The organism is Salinimicrobium sp. TH3, assembly GCF_026676115.1.
Lineage (GTDB): Bacteria > Bacteroidota > Bacteroidia > Flavobacteriales > Flavobacteriaceae > Salinimicrobium.
Genome location: NZ_JAPONB010000001.1, coordinates 56484 through 78465, shown reverse-complemented (window position 1 = coordinate 78465; position 21982 = coordinate 56484). Strand labels below are relative to the sequence as shown.

At 40.9% G+C, this 21982-nt stretch carries 11 protein-coding genes; 3 read left to right on the top strand and 8 right to left on the bottom strand.

The annotated features are described in order from the left end of the window. Positions 1-3 precede the first annotated feature (3 nt). Positions 4-1785: a 1-deoxy-D-xylulose-5-phosphate synthase gene (gene dxs, locus OU683_RS00265; protein ID WP_268133997.1), complete on the bottom strand. Its 1782-nt coding sequence runs from the start codon at positions 1783-1785 to the stop codon at positions 4-6. Positions 1786-1823: 38 nt separating this feature from the next. On the opposite strand from dxs, the gene OU683_RS00260 reads away from it, so the two are divergent. Further along, positions 1824-2273, top strand: coding sequence for a nucleoside deaminase (locus tag OU683_RS00260; RefSeq protein ID WP_268133995.1), 450 nt, complete (start codon positions 1824-1826; stop codon positions 2271-2273). Between the two features lie 150 nt (positions 2274-2423). Here the strand turns inward: OU683_RS00260 and OU683_RS00255 are convergent, their stop codons facing one another. The 7 genes from OU683_RS00255 to OU683_RS00225 all read right to left on the bottom strand — a co-directional run bounded on the left by OU683_RS00255 (position 2424) and on the right by OU683_RS00225 (position 17010). Continuing rightward, the gene (locus OU683_RS00255) at positions 2424-3290 is read right to left on the bottom strand and encodes a glycoside hydrolase family 16 protein (RefSeq protein ID WP_268133993.1); all 867 of its coding nucleotides are present in this window, start codon (positions 3288-3290) and stop codon (positions 2424-2426) included. Between the two features lie 65 nt (positions 3291-3355). Then, positions 3356-5629 carry a beta-glucosidase BglX gene (bglX, locus tag OU683_RS00250; RefSeq protein ID WP_268133991.1) on the bottom strand — a complete coding sequence of 758 codons (2274 nt, stop codon included), beginning with the start codon at positions 5627-5629 and terminating at the stop codon, positions 3356-3358. A gap of 67 nt (positions 5630-5696) precedes the next feature. Then, positions 5697-7337 (bottom strand): family 16 glycosylhydrolase, encoded by a 1641-nt coding sequence (locus OU683_RS00245; protein WP_268133989.1) that lies wholly within the window; start codon positions 7335-7337, stop codon positions 5697-5699. 11 nt (positions 7338-7348) lie between these two features. Beyond that, positions 7349-9457 carry a hypothetical protein gene (locus tag OU683_RS00240; protein ID WP_268133988.1) on the bottom strand — a complete coding sequence of 703 codons (2109 nt, stop codon included), beginning with the start codon at positions 9455-9457 and terminating at the stop codon, positions 7349-7351. 12 nt (positions 9458-9469) lie between these two features. Then, positions 9470-10945 (bottom strand): RagB/SusD family nutrient uptake outer membrane protein, encoded by a 1476-nt coding sequence (locus OU683_RS00235; protein WP_268133987.1) that lies wholly within the window; start codon positions 10943-10945, stop codon positions 9470-9472. A gap of 10 nt (positions 10946-10955) precedes the next feature. After that, positions 10956-13979: a SusC/RagA family TonB-linked outer membrane protein gene (locus OU683_RS00230; protein ID WP_268133986.1), complete on the bottom strand. Its 3024-nt coding sequence runs from the start codon at positions 13977-13979 to the stop codon at positions 10956-10958. A 244-nt stretch (positions 13980-14223) separates the two neighbouring features. Next, positions 14224-17010, bottom strand: a complete 2787-nt coding sequence (locus tag OU683_RS00225) for a helix-turn-helix and ligand-binding sensor domain-containing protein (protein WP_268133985.1) — start codon at positions 17008-17010, stop codon at positions 14224-14226. 328 nt (positions 17011-17338) lie between these two features. On the opposite strand from OU683_RS00225, the gene OU683_RS00220 reads away from it, so the two are divergent. Further along, entirely contained in the window at positions 17339-20938 is a 3600-nt protein-coding gene (locus OU683_RS00220) for a bifunctional metallophosphoesterase/BamA family protein (RefSeq protein ID WP_268133983.1), read from the top strand. 100 nt (positions 20939-21038) lie between these two features. Then, positions 21039-21815 (top strand): SDR family NAD(P)-dependent oxidoreductase, encoded by a 777-nt coding sequence (locus OU683_RS00215; RefSeq protein WP_268133981.1) that lies wholly within the window; start codon positions 21039-21041, stop codon positions 21813-21815. Positions 21816-21982: the final 167 nt, after the last annotated feature.

Here is a 21982-nt window from a genome sequence, read left to right as displayed (position 1 = left end):
TTTCTATTTTTTAAGCAGGCTGTAAAGACATTCTCTAATACTCTCAACGTCAATTTTTGCTATTTCTTGCAATTCATCCAATTTTCCATGGTCGATAAACTTATCTGGCAATCCTAAGGCTGTGATTGGAAGGTAATACTGATTTGCCTGGGCAAATTCCATAACAGCCGAACCTGCACCGCCTTTTATTACCCCATCTTCAACAGTAACAATGTATCTATAACTGGAAAAGATCTCGTGTAAAAGCTCTTCGTCCAGGGGTTTTATAAAGCGCATATCGTAATGTCCAATTTCTACCGGGTTTTCCAGACTTTGAATGGCTTTCACTACATTCTTCCCCAAAGTACCAAAGCTAAGAACGGCAATAGAACTACCTTCTTTTAACTTCCTGCCTCTTCCAAAAGGAATTTCTTCGAAAGGCATCTTCCAGTCTTTTACAAAACCTCTTCCTCTCGGGTAACGAATTGCCATTGGATGAGCCAGTTTATGGTTTTGCGTTGTGTAAAGCATATTTCGAAGTTCCACCTCATCAAAAGGTGCGAAGATCATCATATTGGGGATAGCTCTTAAGTAAGCAATGTCAAAAGCACCGTGATGTGTTGCACCATCTTCCCCTACCAAACCTGCCCTGTCAAGACAAAAGATCACCGGCAAATCCTGAAGTGCCACATCGTGTATCACCTGGTCATAGGCTCTTTGCAAAAATGTGGAATAAATGGCGCAAAAAACGGTAAATCCTTGCGTGGCCATTCCCGCTGCAAGCGTTACTGCATGCTGCTCGGCTATACCCACATCAAAAGCCCTGTCGGGAAAAGCCTGCATCATGTATTTGAGAGAACTTCCCGTTGGCATTGCAGGGGTGATCCCTATAATTTTCTCATTCTTTTCTGCCAACTCAACCAGGGTAAATCCAAAAACATCCTGAAATTTGAGTGGCAATCCATTTGTTTCATATGGAAGCAATTCCCCTGTATCGGGAAGGAATTTTCCCGGCGCATGATACTTCACCTGGTCTTCTTCCGCTTTTTTAAGCCCTTTCCCTTTCCTGGTGATCACGTGAAGGAACTTTGGACCTTCAATCTCTTTAAGCATCTCCAGGGTACTCGTGAGACTCTGCAGATCGTGACCATCCACAGGACCAAAATATTTGAAATTGAGGGCTTCAATAATGTTACTCTGCTTCGGCTTATATCCAACCCTGGCTTTGGTAAGATAATTTTTTAAGGCTCCCACACTTGGATCAATTCCTATTGCATTATCGTTTAAGATAATCAGCAGATTTGCATTGGTCACCCCGGCATGATTAAGGCCTTCAAAAGCCATCCCGCTCGCGATGGATGCGTCTCCTATAACAGCTATATGTTGTTTCTTAAAATCTCCTTTTAAACTGGAAGCCAGGGCCATTCCAAGAGCAGCCGAAATAGAAGTTGAAGAATGTCCCACTCCAAAAGTGTCATATTCGCTTTCGCTTCTCTTAGGAAATCCGCTAATACCGTCCAGCTGCCTGTTAGTGTGAAAAGAATCTCTTCTTCCGGTAAGGATCTTGTGCCCGTAGGCTTGATGTCCTACATCCCACACAAGGAGATCTTTCGGCGTATTAAAAACGTAATGGAGTACTATTGTTAGTTCTACAACCCCAAGGCTGGCACCCAGGTGACCTTCTTTGGTGGCCACGATGTCAATAATGAATTTCCGTAATTCTGCCGCCAGTTGCGGAAGCTTTTCGGGGGCAATTTTCCGCAGATCTGCAGGAGAATTAATAGTATCGAGAAGAGTTTTTGACATGTTGTGCAAAGGTACATTTTGAAATTGTATTTTTGAATATGCAATTAATTTTTGACGACAGCTATTTTATGCGGAAGGCTTTAGAGGAGGCGAAGCAAGCTTATGAGAAAGGGGAAATCCCTGTAGGTGTAGTGATCGTGGCGAGACAACAAATCATCGCCCGTGGCCATAACCTTACAGAACTTCTTAATGATGTTACCGCCCACGCCGAAATGCAGGCCATTACCTCTGCCGCAAATTTCCTTGGCGGAAAATACCTCATCGACTGTACCATGTATGTCACCCTGGAGCCATGCCAAATGTGCGCCGGGGCATTGTATTGGAGCCAGATCTCTAACCTGGTTTTTGCAGCCTCAGATCCAGAAAGAGGCTACAGAAGAATGGGAGGAAAACTGCACCCAAAGACGAAGGTTAAAAATGGCATTTTAGAGGAAGAAGCCTCAGAACTTTTGAAGCGTTTCTTTATTGAAAGGAGGAATCTGAATTAAAAAGACCTAAGACCGCTTCGCTGCAAGAATCAAGAGCCAAGACTTTGTTGAATAAACCCTTTCAGAGTTTGGAACCCTGAAATGGTTGAAATAAAAGATCCCCTTCAAAAATGACATTTTTGAAGGGGATCTTTGGCTAATTCTTTACTTCTATTGGGTTATCAACACCCAGTCTACCAGCACTTCTGCTTTTCCTTCTTTGATAAGTTCTACCGTTGAAGCGGGAAGTCCATTATAAGGTTCTTCCACACCATTGGTCTTGTAAGGATAAGCACCTCCAAGAGCGAGGTTTAGAATAAGGAATTTAGGATTATCGAACGCCCACTTTCCATAGTTCTCTACCATAGGTTTTGTGACGCGATAAATCAACCTGCCGTCAACTTTGAAGTCAAAACCTTCAGGAGTCCAGTCTACCGAGTATACATGCCAATCGGTCACATCTTCCCCTTCCGGAAAGAAATACTTGTTGACTAGCGGAGTTTCTCCGGAATAGCCGGGACCGTGCAGGGCCACCCCTATCCAATCTGTCTCTCCCACATATTCCATGATATCTATTTCACCTGTTGCAGGCCAATCACCGCCTCCAAGTGCCCAGAAGGCTGGCCAATAGCCGGCACCTTCAGGTAATTTCATCCTGGCAGCGGCAGTCCCATAGGTAAACATCACTTTATCCCTGGTATTGATCCTTCCAGAGATAAAATCGAAATCGTTCCCCTTATAGTTTATATAATTTGGACTGTAATGCGCTTTAAGAACAAGTGCATTTTCAACTCCCTTAGCGTCGGCACCACTTACGGTGTAAACTGTTGCAGAAGTATCCACATAGATCTGCTGCTCGTTGTTCACCCAAAAGTCGGTCCCCATAACGTTCCATTTCTCACGATCAAGAGAACGTCCGGAGAAATCTTCAAAAAAGATGGTATCTGTTTCTGTCTTTACAGGAAGATCCTGTGCAAAAACACCACCGGCCGCAGGAAACAAAAGCCCCAGAAATATATTTCTACTTAATTTTTTCATGTTCATCATTTTTTTGATATCAAAAAGAAGGGTCAAAAAATATCTTTTTTGGAACCCTTCTTTATTTAATTCAGTTGAAAGCTATCAGTTTTAAGATCCATTGAATTTCCTCCAATCATTACCTGAAATTCTCCCGGCTCTGAAGTCCATTTCTTTTCGGCATTATAGAATTCCAAAAGATCATTAGTGATTGTAAAGGTGATCTCTTTTGTCTCTCCCGGCTGAAGCTCAACCAACTCAAATCCTTTTAATTCCTTAACCGGTCTTGTAGTGCTGGCAACCAAATCTCGCAGATACAGCTGTACCACTTCTTTTCCGGCTTTACTTCCGGCGTTAGTCAACGGCACAGTGACCTGAATAGATCCGTCCTGAGTCATTTCATTAGAGGACAATTTAATATCACCATACTTAAAGGTGGTATAGCTAAGACCATACCCAAATGGGTAGAGGGCTGTTTTTTCCTCATCTGTATAAGCGGAATAAGTCACATCTGTTGGGTTGGTTGGCCGCCCGGTCATCTTCTGATTGTAATACAACGGCTCCTGACCAACAGCTCTCGGGAACGAAACCGGAAGTTTTCCTGAAGGATTGTATTTTCCGAAGAGCACATCGGCAATAGCGTTTCCGCTCTCGGTACCAAGCTGCCATGCAACTACGATAGCCGGAATATTTTCTGCAGCCCAGGAAATTTCCAAAGGCCTTCCGTTTTGAAGCACAAGAACCACGTTTTTGTTGACTGCATAGATCTCCTTCATGAGTTCCATTTGAACTCCTGCCAGTCCAATATTCACCTGACTTCTACCTTCCCCACTCTGGAAGGCATCTTCTCCAAGGGCAAGAATAACAAGATCGGCTTTGCGAGCTGCATCAACGGCTGCTTTAAAACCAGACTTATTGGTAGTATTGATCTCAAGGGGCTTCAGGAAGCTACGCTCTCCTACTCCAAGATCTGCTCCTTTAGCGTAAGTCACCTTAACATTTTTTCCAACAGCATTTTTCACACCTTCAAGGATAGAGACAGCAGAATTAGCTTCTCCCTGGGCACGCCAGTTACCAATTGGGGTGTTCTTATCATCTGCCAATGGTCCAATCACGGCAATATTCTTTACTGAAGAAGAAAGTGGTAAAAGGTTCTTTTCATTCTTAAGAAGAACGATAGATTTTTTAGCCACATCTCTTGCAACCTGTCTGTGTTCTTCCATGTTTAGCTGTGCAGCCAACTCAGGATTTGAGTAACGATATGGATCTTCGAAAAGTCCCATTTTAAATTTCACCCGAAGTACTCTTTTTACAGCATCATTTATCAACGCTTCGTCTACTTTCCCTTCATTCACCAATTCTACCAGGCTCGACTCATAAGCGCCGCCTTCCATATCCATATCACTACCTGCTTTTAAGGCGATCTCGGCAGCGTGTTTTCTATCACGGGCAAACCCATGATTCACCATTTCGGTGATGGAGCCCCAATCTGACACTACAAAACCGTCCCAGTTCCAATCCTGTTTAAGGATATCCCTTTGCAGCATTTTACTACCGGTAGCGGGCGTACCATCTAAATCATTGAAAGAATTCATGAAAGTTGCCACTCCTGCATCTGCAGCCGCTTTGAATGGTGGCAAAATGGTATTATGAAGTTCATTTTCCCCCACGTGAACAGTATTGTAATCCCTACCTGCTTCAGAAAAACCATACCCGGCAAAATGTTTGGCAGTTGCCGCTATGGTTTTTGGATCTGCAAGATCGTCTCCCTGGTATCCTTTAATTTTGGCAATAGCAACCAGCGAAGTTAGATAAGGATCCTCTCCTGAGCCTTCCATGATCCTGCCCCAACGAGCATCTTTTGAGATATCGATCATTGGTGAGAACGTCCAGTTCACCCCATGAGCGACAGATTCTAAAGCGGCTATTCTTGCCGTTTCTTCCATGGCTTCAAGATCCCAGCTTGCCGTTTCTCCAAGCGGCACAGGGAAAATAGTTTTATATCCATGGATGACATCGTACCCGAACATAAGAGGAATCTTAAGACGGGAATTTTCCATGACCAGTTTTTGGGCTTCGGTCGTAGCATCTACAGAAAGAACGTTAAGCATAGAGCCTACCATTCCTCTTTTCAGGTTATCTTCCTTCTGTTTACTCCCAAGTTCGGAAGCGGGGCCGGTAAGATCCCAACTACCATTGTACTGCACCAGCTGACCTACCTTTTCTTCAAGTGTCATCAACGACAGAACAGAATCTACTTTTGATTCAACATTCTCTATTGAACTTTTAATTTCAGATTTTTGTGCTGTTGCTGAAAAACAAGTAATTAGAGCCGCTAAAATTATATTTGATTTTTTCATTTAAGGCAATTAAAGTCCAGGGGGAACAATTAGTACCCCCTGGAGATTATTAAATTTTGGCTATGAACTACTCCTGGGCCTGGAAGACCTTTATATAATCTATCACCATGGAAGATTCTGTAAAAGATGCATCTATCTCCCCTCCAAGGTTTCCTCCCATTGCTACATTTAGAATAAGGAAGAAGTCTTGATTAAACGGTAAATCGGCAGTATTGTCTACCGTATGAAAAACCTCGTTATCAACTAAGAAATACAATTTCTCTGGCGTCCATTCAAGAGAATAGAGATGAAATTCTGTTTCAGGATTGTCAACATTTGTGCTTCCTGAAATTCCATTACCACCGGAGTTTCCAGGGTAATGTACAGTTGAAAGTACTACACCTGGATCATTTCCTACATATTCCATGATATCAATCTCTCCTGCGGCCGGCCAGCTCACTTCATCAAAGTTGGCACCTAACATCCAGATCGCAGGCCATACTCCGCCACCACCCGGAAGTTTTGCTCTTACCTCAACTCTTCCGTACTTAAATTCGAAATTGTCTTTTGTGGTTATTCGGGCAGATGTATAGTCAAAGCCACTTTCAGATTCGGCTTTGGCTGTAATGATAAGATTCCCGTCTTCTACAGTTACATTGTCTCCTGTATAATATTGATCTTCATTGTTACCCCAGCCATTGTTGTTACCGGTCTCAATGTTCCAAATATCTGTATCAAGGGAACCAGATTCGAAATCCTGTTCCCAAACAAGGTTATTGTATTGGCTCTCGAATTCATCCGGCTCCTGAGTTCCCTCAGGTGCAGAAGTAAGTACAAACCACCAGTCAAATTCCCCATTACCATCTGTAGACCTTAGGACCAATTCATTGCTTCCTGAGCGATCAAAAATTTGATACCTGTGATCTCCACCAATGTAATAGCCAATGAAGCCAATTCCTGTAATATTGATCGTTTCTACACCGCCCGGAGCAGAAATAGACCAACTTTCGGTATAATCTGTAAATGGAACATTTAGAACATCTGCTCCATCAACTGTACCTCCGTTAGCACCTAATTGATCAACTAAATTAATCCTTCCAGTAATTGTTCCAGACGGATCCTGAGTTGGATCGTCATTAGTAGCATCAACAATATGAACGAAGGTACCATCTTCCCTAAAGATATAACGGTCATCGTACATTCCTGTCCCTTCCTTCTCATTTGGTCCTGCACCATACCATTCAACCGGAATTGAACCTCCTACAGGTCCTAATCCAAAATGCCCCGGAGCTGAAGCTTTTATACGCCATTCCTTGCCAACTAATTTTTCAATTAGTTCTGCCGGTGGCTCATAAGTCACAAGTACTTCTACTTCGGCCATCGTTGAACTGGCTGTACCTCCCGGCCCATAGGCAATAATAGTTACTGTATAAACATTTGTTCCCGTTTGTGAAAACTGATGTGTATAAGATCCACCGGAAATAGTTTTTGAACTTCCATCTTCAAAAATATATTTATAGGTCATAGCTCCCTCTGCCGATGCATCAAAAACTACCTGACCTGAACCATCCCCGTAAGGCATTTCATCACTCTGCCCAACAACCTGCGTCTCAACGCTAAGGTTAGTCGGACTGGCAAGTTCACCGAAATCAAAGTCATCATCCACGCAACTGGTATAAAATACTAGCATGAAGACCGAAAGTGTTATATTAATTATATTATTTTTCATTTCAATCTTTTTTAATTTATGAGTTGAATATCATCGTAATAGTAAATAGTACCATCTCCACGTAGACCTTCATTTGTAGGATATTCAAAGAATATGATAACTTTTCCATACTCCTTAGAAGTATCTATTGATCCCTTAGTAGTATCATTTAACTTTGAGAAATCGAAAACTAACTCTTCCCACTGGTTTTCTTTAGTCGTAAATGCAGTAACCTCCCCATTGATATTGTTATCATCATTATTTTCAAGTTTTAACAAAACAGGAATTCCGGCTTTTGGAGAATAGACTTTAACACTGAATTTGGTAGTAGATGAGAAGTCTACAGGCGCCTCAAGTTGAAGCGTGGTTCCTGCCCATGGTTGTGAATCAACAGTCTTGGTAAATTTAACTACCGTACTGCTAGGATTTATACCTCCTGGGTAGGGATTCGTCGCAATTACAGCTTCTGCCCCTTCAAATGGAATGAGAGAATACGTCAAAGAGGAATTTTCAAAAGATACCGGTAAAGTAACCGCAGTTGCATCACTCTCAGAGAAGAAGAAAAGGTTATCAATATAAAATGCACCACCGGGAGCAGCTCCTACATCAAACTTGAACTGAAAAACATCGCTTATATCAAGTCCCTGGCTAGTAAATTCAGACAATGGAATTTCAAAACTGTTCCATTGATTTGGAGTCACATTTAAGGTTACACTTTTTTCTCCTGATCTAGAAATAAGGAAGAATGGAATTGAGGAATAATCTCCAGACCAAACATCAATGTGAACAGATTCGAATACGTTTGCATCTATATCTTCACCAATATCAATTCCCTGATAATTTGCATTGCTATATTTAATCGCCGCATTCCCATCAATAGAAACCATTTCAAATGCTGTCGACTGCCCCCAATCTGGATAATAGTTAACTCCTGCCGGATCTGAATATTTATCACTAAAAATAGACTTTACATTCTCCTCAACCTGAATTGGAGTTGGAGCGGCAATAACCGGCGAAGTTGGAATTTGAACACTATCATCATAAAAGAATACATTATCAATAAGTACAGTTGTTTCACCTGCAGGTGCTGCAGAATAAATTAATTGTGAGATATGTGCTCTGGTAGTTAATCCTGTAAAGTCTTCCAAGGGAATATCAAGAGTTACCCATTCTCCCTGAGGAATATTTTCAAATACCACTTCATGCTCAACATCATCACCACCTTGCCAAGCTCCGTCAGGTCCAAAATCTACAAGTTTTACCTTAAAATTTTCTGCATCAAGAGAATAAAAATCGGTGCGGAAATGAGTCATACCTGTTGCATCAATCTTATTAGCTTCAGTGATAACTCCGACAAAATTCAAACTAGAATAAACCTTGATATCATTTCCTTCAATATCTGTTTCTTCAAGTTCAGCTTGTGACCAATCCGTGATCCACATATCTACTGGCACATTAGTATAAGCATTACTGAATAATGAGATAACACTTTCAGCTAATTTATTTGGAGTAGGAGCAGGAACCGGTCCCGTCATTTCTACAGTTTCTGTGTATTCAACAGTTTCTGCACCACCACTTAACGCTATTACCTTTATATCATAGGTTCCGGTTTCAGCGTAGGTATGAGAAACAGTTTCACCCGGCATAAGTGGAGTGGGTTCCTCGTCTTCAGTTTCGCCAAAATACACATCGAAAGCGGCCGCATAATCTGCTGTAGCCGAAACGGTAACAGAATAACCATCAGTTCCTTTTGTAATTACCACTTCAAGGTTTTCAGGAGTCCTAAACGATACGGTAAGCGGCTGAATACCCTGTGCGGTTTCTCCTGCCAGGTTTTTTCCGTTTACTACTACATCATAATTTCCTTCGGCATATACATGCTGAATGGACTCTCCCACTCTAAATTCCTCAGAGACCGGGGATCCGTCCCCGAAGTCTACTGTAAATAAATTGGCTCCAATTCCGGTTGGGGTTATTGAAACCAACCCGGTGTTATCCTGAGTAATATCAAAGGTGGCTGATAAATTTGATGGAGCATCCAATCCTTCAAGGTCTACCCCTAAGTCGTCATCATCTTTATCACAACCAGCTATAGCTAAGGTGATGAAGAGTGATAAAAATATTTTAATGAATTTTTTCATATCGTTCTAGTATTAGTATCCGGGATTTTGTTCCCAATTGCCTTGTGAAAATTCTATTTCTTCGAGTGGTACCGGGAATATTTCATTTTTGTTTTCAGTAAAACCTTCAATTTCCTGAGCGGCTCTACCTGTACGAACAAGGTCGAAGAAACGATGGCCTTCTCCTACCAATTCTAGTCTTCTTTCTGCGTAGATAATATCCAGCAGCGCACTTTGAGAAGTTATGGAATCCAAACCTGCCCTTTCTCTTACCATGTTAATGTAAGTCACTGCTCTATCTTCATCAATATTCCCTCTTACCAAGGCTTCCGCAGCCATTAACAATACATCTGCATATCTAATAGCTCTATAATTGTTTGGTTGGGTAAGGTTTGCATCACCTACGTTGTCATTTTTGCGCGGAAGGTACTTCCGGTTAAAATATCCTGTGTGTTTATAACCTTCCAGATAAGAAGCACCGGTTTCTTCGGCCCAGGCTTCGATGTCCAGGATAGAATAATCCCTCCTGATGTCATCTTCGGTAAAGGCATCATAAACCTCCTGAACGGGTACATTAAAACTAAACCCAGGTTCAAACAATGGTCCTGAATAGTTTCTTATTCCCTGGAATCCAACAGCTACGTTTCCTTCACTACACTGCAAACATCCAAATCCTGCCCCTTCTGCGCCGGTATACTGTACTTCAAAAACAGACTCTGCACTATTTTCACCAACAAATTCAAAAAGGTTAGTGTAATCCTCGCCTTCCTGAGTTCCATAAAGGTGATATGGTCCATTGTTAATTAGATCTGTAAGTACAGCAGCTGACTCCTGAAACTGGTCCTGATAGAGATATGCCTTACCAAGCAATGCCTGGGCAGAACCTTTAGTTGCACGACCAACTTGCGGTGCAGTATAATCAAGGTGTTCAATAGCATATTGAAGATCTGACTCAATTTGATCATACACTTCATTTACCGGAGAACGGGGAATGGACTTTTCATCTCCAAGTTTAAAACGCTTATCACCACTAAGAGGGATAGGCCCAAACCATTTTACCAATTCGAAAGTGAAATATGCTCTTAAAAAACGTGTTTCAGCAATGATTTGTTCTTTGCCCTCAAAATCTGTTTTATCCTGAAATTCCAGGATGTAATTAGCACGTTGCACCCCTGCGAAATTCCAGTCCCATACATCGTCGAGGTTATCATTAATAGGTGTGTGAGACATCTCATCTACCTGCTGGAAACCAATAACGTCTGTAGCACTCTCCCCTCCACTCAAAGTATTATCTGAAGCAATCTCTCCCAGTAATACATTGACATAAGTGGATTGCAGAATATCATAGACACCTATAAGAGCATTATAGTAGTCTTCTTCAGAGTTAAAGTAATTCTCCGAGTCTATGGTATATTCTTTTGTGTCATCTAAGAAATCTTCGGTGCAACCAAAGAAAGTGGTAAGCCCAAGGATTATTAGAAGTGGTTTAACAAAAATATATTTCTTCATGTTGCAATTTTTAAAAGTTAAGATTAAGACCTACCTGATATATGCGTGGCAAAGGATAGAATCCATAGTCAATACCGCCTCCAATGGCTGCACCTCCCGTGGCACTTGGATCGAAACCTCGATATTCTGTAAAGGTATACAGGTTGTTAACTGCAGCGTAAACTCTCAACCTGTTCATACCTATCCTCTCAAGTACATCCCCGGGGAGATTGTATCCTAACTGCACAGTTTGAATCCTCGCATAGGAAGCATCTTCTACATAATAATCAGAGAAGGCCAGATTGGAGCTTGCTCCTGTAGTAACCCTTGGCACTTCATTTCCTGTTCCGGCACCTGTCCAGCGGTCTAGAATATAGGCTGCACGGTTTACGTTCGGCTGATTTCTCTCATAGTTCCTTACCATATCGTTACCAATAGAAGCAAAAGTATATGCCACAAAGTCTACCGGTCCATAATTCAAAGTAAGGTTAAGACCCATAGTTGCTGTTGGGATTGGATCACCAATATTTGTCCTGTCATCTGTATTGATAACTCCATCGCCATTGAGATCCAAATATTTTAGGTCTCCAGGTGCCGCAGGTGCTCCAAGAGCTGCCTGTGAAGGATGGGCTGCAACTTCTGCAGGAGTTTGAAAAATTCCGTCAGTTTTATATCCATAGAAGTAACCAACTGGGAAACCAGCTTCAAATCTGGCCGGTTGAGGTTGTCCAACTCCAAATTGACCACCCGAGATAAAATCTGTTCCTTCTACCTCCAGCACCTCATTATTGAGGAACATGGCATTATAGGAAATATTGAAATCGAAATCATCATTAACAACCTTAGAATATTTAATGGCAAATTCAATTCCTTCATTCCTGGTAGTTCCGGCATTAATCGTTGGTGAACCTGAACCTGGAGCTCCTCCTCCAAAAATTCCCGAAACAGGAATACCAGAGATAAGAAGACTATTTCTATCTTCCCGGAATATATCTGCAGAAATATCTAGTGCATTATTCCAAAGACGAAGGTCCAGACCAAGGTTAATTTTTTCGGCTTCTTCCCATCCTGCATCAGGATTGGCAAGACCACCTATCGCAGTACCATTGATCAATTGACCGTCAAGGACGTATGTAGCCTCTCCATTTAGTAAACTTCTATAGTAACGGCTTGCACCGGTCTCATCATTACCAAGCATACCATAACTACCTCTTATTTTAAGGAAGGTTAACACATCGTTGTCCTGCAGAAAATCTTCTTCGGTGAGGATCCAACCCGCTGTAACCGACGGAAAGTATCCTACCCTATTTGAAGGACTAAAGTTATTGGAAGCATCCCTGCGCAGCATACCGGAAATTAAATATTTCCCTTCGTAGTCATATTGAAGTCTTCCAAAGAAAGATAGCTTGCGAACATCGTAAAGGTAAGAACTGTTACTTTTCGCATCACTGGTTCCCGTAGTTAGGCTGATGTCTGCAAACTCCCATGAATTATTGGGAACATCATAACCGGAGGCAAATAGACCATCCCCATAATTTCTTATCACTGTCATACCTCCCGTTAGGGTCACATGATGTGTTTCATTATATATATCTTCATAAGTACCGAATAAATCATAGGTATAACTGTTATCATTTATCCTGTTTTGATTCACCTGGCTTCGGGAGTTATTAAAAACCTTTCCGGAACCATAATCAATAATTGGGGAGAAATCTTTACCCTTACTATTTGCGATACTGTAACCAAACCTGGAAGTGAAAGTTAGTTCTTCAATAGGTTCATACTCCAGTACAAAAGTTCCGTTTATTTTCTGAAGGTTATAATCATTAAAGGTATTCTCAATTTGGGAAAGAGGGTTTATAATTTCATTTCCTAAAATACCCTGACGGTCTTCCTGATCTACTGCAAAAGTAGGGGCAATGTTTAGTGCGTTGAACAGGACCGAACCCAATCCGTTCTCATTAATTGATCTTCGATCAATATTTGTATAGACACTGTTGGCACTAAAATTAAAATCCTCAAATAGATCTATACCTATGCTGAATCTCCCTGTGCTACGGGTAAAGTCAGATTTATCTGCGCCCACAATACCTTCCTGGTAAAGGTGAGATCCTCCTACAGAATAAACGATGTTTTCTGTACCTCCTGAAAGATTGAGGAAGTGACTATAAACCGGCGCAGTATCAAAAACTTCATCCTGGAAATCTGTTCCTGTTCCTAAACCACTAACATCCGGGTAAGGAAGTTCCTCGCCATTATTTGCATAGGCTTCATTTAGAATGAGAGCATATTCTGTAGCATTTAAAAGTGGGATTTTACGGGTAGTTTCCTGGACCCCAACATAAGTATCATACTTAACTGTAGGAGCCGTATTCTTTTTCCCGGATTTTGTGGTGATCAATACTACCCCATTCGCACCAGCAATACCATAAATGGCAGCCTGGGCATCCTTAAGTATAGATATGGAAGCAATATCGTTAGGATTTATAGTTCCCAGATCTCCCTGATACCCATCTATTAGAACCAGAGGAGCGTTAACGGTGTTGGATGCGATACCACGTATGTTAATGCTAATACCTGCTCCGGGAGAACCCGATGAAGGCAAAACATTTACACCTGCTGCCGTGCCCTGTAGGGCCTGCTCTACCTTTATAGGATTAAGCTCTTCAATAACATCTTCGCTAACTACAGAAACAGATCCGGTAATATCCTTGCGTTGCTGAGTTCCATATCCAATCACCACCACTTCGGCCAGCGATTCGGTATCGGTTACCAGGACTACATCTAAAAATGCATCATCTACTATCACTATTTCCCGGGATTCGAACCCGACATAGGTAAATTGAAGTATGTCTCCCACAGAGACATTATCCAGCGTGAAGTTCCCGTCAAAATCTGTAACGGTTCCACGGGTCGCGTCTTTGACCAATACATTAACTCCTAAAAGTGGCATTCCGTTTTCATCCGCAACATTTCCTTTAACAGAAAACGTTTGCGCATGTACAGATAAAACACCTCCTAAAAGAAGCATTAAAATACATGTGAGTTTGTTCATTTGATTAATTGTTAAATTTCCTTAACTAAATTAGAGCAATATCACATTGTAAATTTCAAAACAACCTGTACAAAAAACATACAGGAGTAAAATATCTTTTTTTAAGAACGTATTTTAGGAGGAGAAGTAAGCAATAACAGGCAACAGCCGGTTTGAAACACATATAAACAGGCGATTTGTATAAGTCTGATTTAGAGCACTTGTAGAGGTGATGTAGAGGTAAAAAGGAAACTTGTATAGGTTTTTAAACTTCCAGTATATAATCTGTCAGGTTCTTTTCGTGCGGAAGATCCATTTTTTTACGCAAACGATATCGTTTTATTTCCACACTTTTGACCGAAATATTTAAGAGCGGGGCAATCTCTTTTGAAGTGAGGTTAAGTCTTAAATACGCACATAACTTTAAATCGGTGGAAGTAAGGTCGGGATGCTTCGATTTTATTTTTTTGAAAAAATCTTTATCCGCATTGTTAAATGCTTTTTTAAAGAACTTCCAGTTATCTTCTTCACTTATATCTTTATCTATAGTTTTAATAACGGTCTTGACCTGGGGAGCATTCCCATTCTCCTTGAGCTGTTCTTTTATTTTACTAAGGAATTCATTCTTTTTAATAAGGCTCATGGTAGAAACAGCAAGTTCCTTGTTTTTGCTTTCCATTTCTCTTTCCAGTCTTTCATTCTTCAATTTTATGATTTCCTGTTCAGCTTCGAGGTTTTGAACTCGCAATGCCTTTTCATTTTCCCGTATTCTTTTCTCATGTTCTCTTTTGTAAACCTGGTGAATTATGTACAGCAGAAACAAGAACAGAAGAATATATACTGCAATGGCTAAGTTACTCCAATACCAGGGCCTCGCAATTTCAAAGGAAAAACTGTCGGCAGGAATCAATGTATTACCTATTTTCCCCTTTACCTCAAAAGAATAATTTCCAAAAGGCAGGTTCTTAAAGGTAGCTGTAGTTGAAGAGTTCCAACTGCTCCACCTGTCACTGAGTCCAATTAGCCTGTAACTAAAAACAGGCACTGTGAACTGCGAGTATTCAGGAATGCTATAATTAAATTTTAAATTGTTACTCCTGTAATGTAAAGGTTCAGAACCCGAAAGAGGCACGTAGAGGGAATCTTCTTCTAATGTTGATTTTAGTACATTTTCGATTCTAATACTCCCTTCAGAATAGAAGTCTTTAAAATCCTCCTCAAAAATTAAATACCCATCTACAAGCCCAAGTAGATACTTATTCGATCTTAAATGAGAAATATTTTCATACCCCTGAGGTATAGTTCTTAATTCCTTTGGAATAAAAATCTCCTCAATAAAAAAATCTTCGTTTAACTGAGATTGGACTATGCTTAGAACAGAATGTTCAGAAAAAGCCCATAATTTTTCATTTTGAAGAAAAATGCGCCCCGAGATCCTGTTTATTCCTTTCAGAGATCTGGCCAGCTTATTATTCTCTGTAAAAACATCTTTTTCCCTGTCGTATAAGAAAATATTCTCCCTACTGGAATAATATAAGGAATCCTGAAATTCAAATATACTCGATGTAATTCCTATGCTATTTTCAAATGGAAAGTTTTGGAAATATTTAATTCTTTGTAATGAATCTTCAAGTTTAAGTCTAAAAACGCCCTTATGCTCATTTCCAATCCAAATCTCTCCATTAGCTTTTGATACTATATGTTTCGAAGAATGGGGAAAATCTTTAACCAGCGGTAAGTCCTTAAAACCTTCTGAAGTTTTGTTTAAAAAACTAAAGCCATTGTAATGACCCTGAATATAAACGTTCTCCTTTGGAAGGAAGTCTTTGACAATCCAAGTTCCCTGCCTATTGGAAATCTTTTCGGCCTTTTCTCCCTTAATAATGAAAGTGCCGTTATTATGTCCACAAAACACGTCACCATCAATCTCCTGAATGCTCCATACCTGGCCGTTTGTACCTTCCAAAAAGGTGAATTTTTCCTCTAAATTTTTCCTGAAGTATAAGCCCTGATTTGTTCCCAGATAAAGGTAATCCTCATCTTGATAAGATGTATAGACGGTACCAATTTTACCAACATTATCGTGAAAAAGCTGGAATGGTGAATTGATATTAATAACACTCAATCCATTATCTAGTCCTACCCAGATATTCTCTTCAGCATCCGAAAAAAGAGAAAGCACAGTATTATTTTGAAATCCCCTTTCCTGATTATAATGTTGTAAGATTTTTCCTTCCCTATCGATTTGATACAGTCCATTTTCTACACTCCCCAATAAAAAAGTATCATCCTCCAAAACAAGTGCTGAAAAAAGACTCACATTTTTAAGTTTCTCACTTATTTCAAGGTGTGTTCTCTCTACTACCCCTTCTTCCCATTTATAGAAATTACCAGCCCGGGTAATGAGCTCTATCCCATTATTTCTTCTATTAATCATAACGATCTCTGAACCATCCAGAGAATTTGAAGGAATTAGCAATTCCCCTGAAGCATTGGAGACGCGGTACAAGCCGCTCTCGGGAATGAGATAATAAATTTCATTATTGACCTTATAAAGGTTGAGTATTGTTTGGTCATTAGGAGTTTCCAGCACCTTCACCGCCTTGGAAGAAATATCATAAAGATAAATAGCATCAAAACTTTGAATAATCACAGTTTCGCCAATATTTTCAATATGCCAAAATTGCTCCCCGTCACTCACTTCTCCCGGAAAATATGGTAAGAGACTTGTGTACTGAAGCTTGTTGAAGACATCTTTTTCCCAAAACCCTACATCCATATAAGCTCCAGTAAAAACTTTATCTCCCACTACTTCCACAGACCGTACAATTGTATTGTTAGGCATAGGATACAAATTCCAGTGTGCACCTGTGAATTCCAGTAGCCCCAGGCTGTTGGCTATATAAATATTCTTATCCTCTCCTTGAGAGATCATCCAGTTTTGATTTCCGGCATTATAATCATTCGGATTAAAATTAATAACCGGAGCTAATTCCTGGGACCAAAGAGGGAAGAAAGAAAAAAGAAATAAAAAAGATATGATATACCGCAAACTTCAGGAATTAAAGGCTTAAGGCCTGCAACAAATATAATTCCAATTTCTCTTTAGGAAAATTTTTTGAGGTGCTTTTAATTCTATCCTGTTGGGCAGCTCCAATAAAACTTATATCCACCTGAAGGAAAAACAGTTTTCCTCAGTTCAAGTTTAACCATATAACAGTTTTCTCTTCTCCTTCAGCTTTAGGAGTATTTTTAGGAAATCCTGCTTTTATTGTTATAAACGGGTTAAATACCAATAGAATGGGCGCTTTTTTTTAGAAATTGGAACATTTGCCAGGTATTAGATTTTATAAAAGAAAAACATAAACTGAAAGTTCCTTATGATCCCAAACATGGTATCCCCCATTCTATTTTTCAGAACTATCTTAATTCAACTATTTTTCTCCATTTTGTTTTCGGTTTCTTCCTTTGCACAGGAACCAAAAGACGATTCTTTAGCTATTTCCCGTTCCTTTTATATTCTTTCAAATACAGGACCGGGTGCAGATATGGCCACTCCTGCTCTACTTGAAAAAATTTCGCAAGCGTCCAGGAATGATTCCTCTGCTTCCCTTCTACTTTTGGGAAATATCACAAAAGAAATGGGATACCCCGAGGGAGATCAAGAAAGGCAACAGACACAGGAATTCCTTAAAAAGGAACTTTTACAACCTCTCAAAAACTTTAATGGAAACATCATTTTTGTACCTGGAGTAAACGAATGGAACGAATCTGCCCCTCAAAGTCTGGACGACCTGGAAAGTTTTTTACAGGAAAACAGCGACCGGGAGTTTATACCAGATGATGGTTGTCCCGTCGAAGACATTGTAATAAATGAAGAGATTGCCCTGATTACCTTGGATTCACAATGGTACCTCGAAGACTGGGACAGCACTAGTGATTTTAATGTGGATTGCGACATTAGAACCAAAGAGAGATTTTTTATAGAGGTAAAAGATGCGTTAAAAGATAATTTTGGGAAGGTTAAAATTGTGGCTTTGCATCACCCGGTGCTGAGTTCCTCGACTTCGGGCTTTTTGAGTAACGTCTTTCCTTTTTCCCGACAAAACTTTAATAATCCTTTGTATCGCGAACTACGCAATAAGCTTGAAACCCTTGCAAGCCAGTTTGACGACGTGATCTTTATCTCTGGCAATGATCGAAACCTGCAATATCTCACCAACGACAGAAATCCCCAAATTATAAGTGCTACAGCAGCAAAAACAGAATCTGCCAAAGCTAAAGGAGAAGGTCATTTCGCCTCTGAAGAACCCGGCTACGCAAAATTAACAATCTTCAAAAATGGCAATTCTGAATTGCAATTCTTTAAAGTTGAGGAATCAGCTGAAGAGCTTTTATTCAGCACCACAATTCCGCGGGAAAGAAATACCAAAATTGACCTGGAGGGAGAGAAATGGAAAGAACTAGAGGATACCTTTTCGGCTTCCATTTATACTTCCGAAGAGACCAGCAAAAGCGGAGTCTATCGTTTTCTATGGGGGGACCACTACCGGGAGGTCTACAACACTAAGATCGAGGTTCCCGTATTGCTCCTTGATACCATTCATGGGGGACTCACCCCTGTAAAAGAAGGAGGGGGGCAACAATCCCGTTCCATCAGGTTTATAAATGAAGATGAAAATGAATATACCCTTAGGGCTCTAAGGAAAAGTCCTTCCCAATACATACAAGCCGATCTACTTCCAACTTCCTATATAGGAGACAGGATCAACAACACCCTGCCCGAAAGGTTGGTGAAAGACTACTTCACTACCTCCCATCCTTATGCAAAATTTGCACTTGATAATTTTGCTGAAGCTCTTGACCTGCCCCACATAAAACCCGATATCTATTATGTGCCGCGCCAGCCTGCACTGGATATTCATAATGATGAATATGGCGATGAACTTTATGAATTGCAGGCCCATGCGGGGAGTGAGAACAAATCATTTGCGCAGTTCGAGAAACCACAGGAGATCTTGAGTTCTTTTGACCTTTTAGAAGAGCTTAGGGAAAATCCTAAGGCCAGTGTTGATGAAAGTGAATATATAAAAGCCAGGTTGTTTGATATGTTGATTGGCGACTGGGATCGTCACCAGGACAACTGGCGTTGGGCCGAGTATGAAGAAAATGGAGAAAAGTTTTATGTGCCCATTCCCAGAGACCGCGATCAATCCTTCTCAAAATATGATGGCCCGCTCATTCGGCTGATTAAGCTTGCGGTGCCAAACCTTCGAAAGATGCAGACTTTTGACGAAGATATTGACAGTGTGGAATGGTTCAACTGGTCTGGTTACCCTTTAGACCTTCAGATCCTTTTTAAAAGTAACTGGGAACAATGGGAGAAGCAGGTGGAACTCATTCAAAATACTATTTCAGATGAACAAATTGAGGCTGCCTTTGCCGAATTACCGGCAGCAGCACAGGACCAGAGCATCGAGGAAATCAAACAAAAGCTAAAGGGTCGTCGTGGGAATTTAATGGATATCGCCCGCGAATACTACGAGCACATGCAGGAATTTACTGTGATCACAGGTACAGATGAAGATGAGAACTTCAAGATCACACGAATGGAAAATGGAAATACCGAAATCGTCCAGATATCTGAAGGCGAAGAGATCTTCAGAAAAACATATAATTCAGAAGAGACAGAGGAGATTTGGATCTACGGCATGGCAGGAGAGGATACTTTTAGTGTCACCGGTTCTGGCGATGATCTGGTAAGGTTAAGAACTTTGGGAGGTCCGGGAAAGGATGTGTACGACTTTCAGAATAAAAGAAAGGTAAAGCTCTACGACTTTAAAAGTTCAGAAAGTGAGATTTTACAGCCGGGATCGCGCAAGTTGTTGGTGGATTCCTACGAGATCAACAACTTCCATTATAAAAAATTCAAGTACAGCACATTCAAGGCGATGCCCTATGTCAACTTTGAAACCGATGCCGGTTTTACCCTCGGTGCAGAAACGGTCTGGACGAAGTATGGACTGGTGAACAACCCTTTCCAGGCACAACATGAACTTTTGGCCAATTACTACTTTGCTACCAATGGATTTTCTCTTCGGTATGAGGGAGAGTTCGCCCACCTCTTCAATAACTGGAACCTGGGCATTACCGCCCGCTATACCAGCCCTAATTACACCCTCAATTACTTCGGAAGTGGATCGGAAAGCCAATACGACAGCAATGAAGTAAGTAAAGACTACAACCGCATAAGGATCGAAAAATGGCATTTTTCACCTTCATTAATTTGGCGAAATGACGCCGGAAGTGTATTTGATTTCAGAACCATGATCGAATCCTTCAAAGTAAAATATGAGCGGGATATTTATCTGGGTGAAATTTTATCTCCCGAAAATGACATTTTTGACAGACAATTATATGCAGGAGCGGAAGCTAATTACAAGTTCTACAGCAAAAACAGCGCAGCCTATCCCAGTCTTGGATCGAATGTTCTAATTACCACAGGTTACAAAAGGAGCATAGACGGTATTGGGAATGAATTTGCTTACCTGGAACCTTCCGTTTCTTTTAACTATCCGCTTATTCCCAGCGGCTATGCAGTCATTGCATCAAAACTTGGAGGAGAAGTGATCTTTGGAGATGATTATGAAATCTATCACGCTGCCACGATAGGGGGAAACCGCAGCCTTAGGGGATATCGCAATCATCGTTTCAATGGAAAACAGGCATTTTACCACAGCACAGATTTGAGAACAGCGCTAGGGATTTGGGAAAATAGTTTTATTCCCCTTGTTTATGGTGTCACTGCCGGGTTCGATTACGGCCGGGTTTGGACGCCTGGGGAAGATTCAGAACAATGGCACAACAATTATGGTGGTTCTGTCTGGGTAAGTGCCGGTTTGGCCGTAACGGGTAACATCGGACTCTATCACGGTGGTGACGGAAACCGTTTAAGCGTAATGCTCAACTTTAAATATTAGATTTCTATATCGGGTTATTGATATTACAGTTTCCTTAACGCTGGTTTTCGAAATTCCTGCTTAGTTTAATAAGATATTGAAAATCAGAAAAAAAGCAGTTATGGGAAAACTTGATGGAAAGGTAGCACTAATCACCGGGTCTGACTCGGGAATTGGGCAGGCTTCAGCAATAGCCTTGGCAAAAGAAGGAGCAAATGTAGTGGTAACTTATCACACAGATGAGGAAGGTGCCAAAGAAACCCTTCAAAAAATCGAACTGGAAGGAAGAAAGGGAATTGTTATAAAGGTGGATATTTCTGAAGAAAAAGAAGTTGAAAGCATGTTCGATAAAGCCCTGGAAGAATTTGGAAAGATCAATATCCTTATGAATAATGCCGCCATTGACGGGCAGGGCTTTAAAGTTGCCGAAATGCCAACCAGGAATTTTGATAAGGCTATAAAAATCAACCTTTACGGTACATTCTTTTGCACCCGAAGGTTTATCAAGGAGCTGAAAAAGCAAAAAAGCAAAGGAAAAATTATTAACGTGAGTTCGGTCCATGAGGAAATTCCTGCTCCCGGCACTGCAGAATATTGTGCTTCCAAAGGTGCGGTGCGAAATTTCACCCGGGTGCTTGCACTGGAACTGGCCGAAGAAGGTATCAATGTTAATAATATCGCTCCCGGAATGATCCTTACTCCCATGAACCAGGAAGCTATTGAGGATAAGAAGACAAGAGAGGACCAGGTACAACACATCCCAATGAAAAGAGCAGGAAAGCCCGAAGAGATAGGGAAGCTTGCAGTTTTCCTTGCTTCCTCAGATTCAGATTATGTCACCGGCTCCACTTACGTCATGGACGGCGGATTAATGCAAAATGTTGGCCAGGGAGCATGATTCCAGTTGGCAGTGATCAGTGATCAGCAAGCCCAGAACAATATTTTATAACTGGAAAGGATCAAAATAAAATACGAACAGAAGCAGTCAAAAATGGCATTTTTGAGCAGGATTTAAAAAAGCCGGCTGAAAAACTCAACCGGCTCCACTATCAACCTGATCATGAA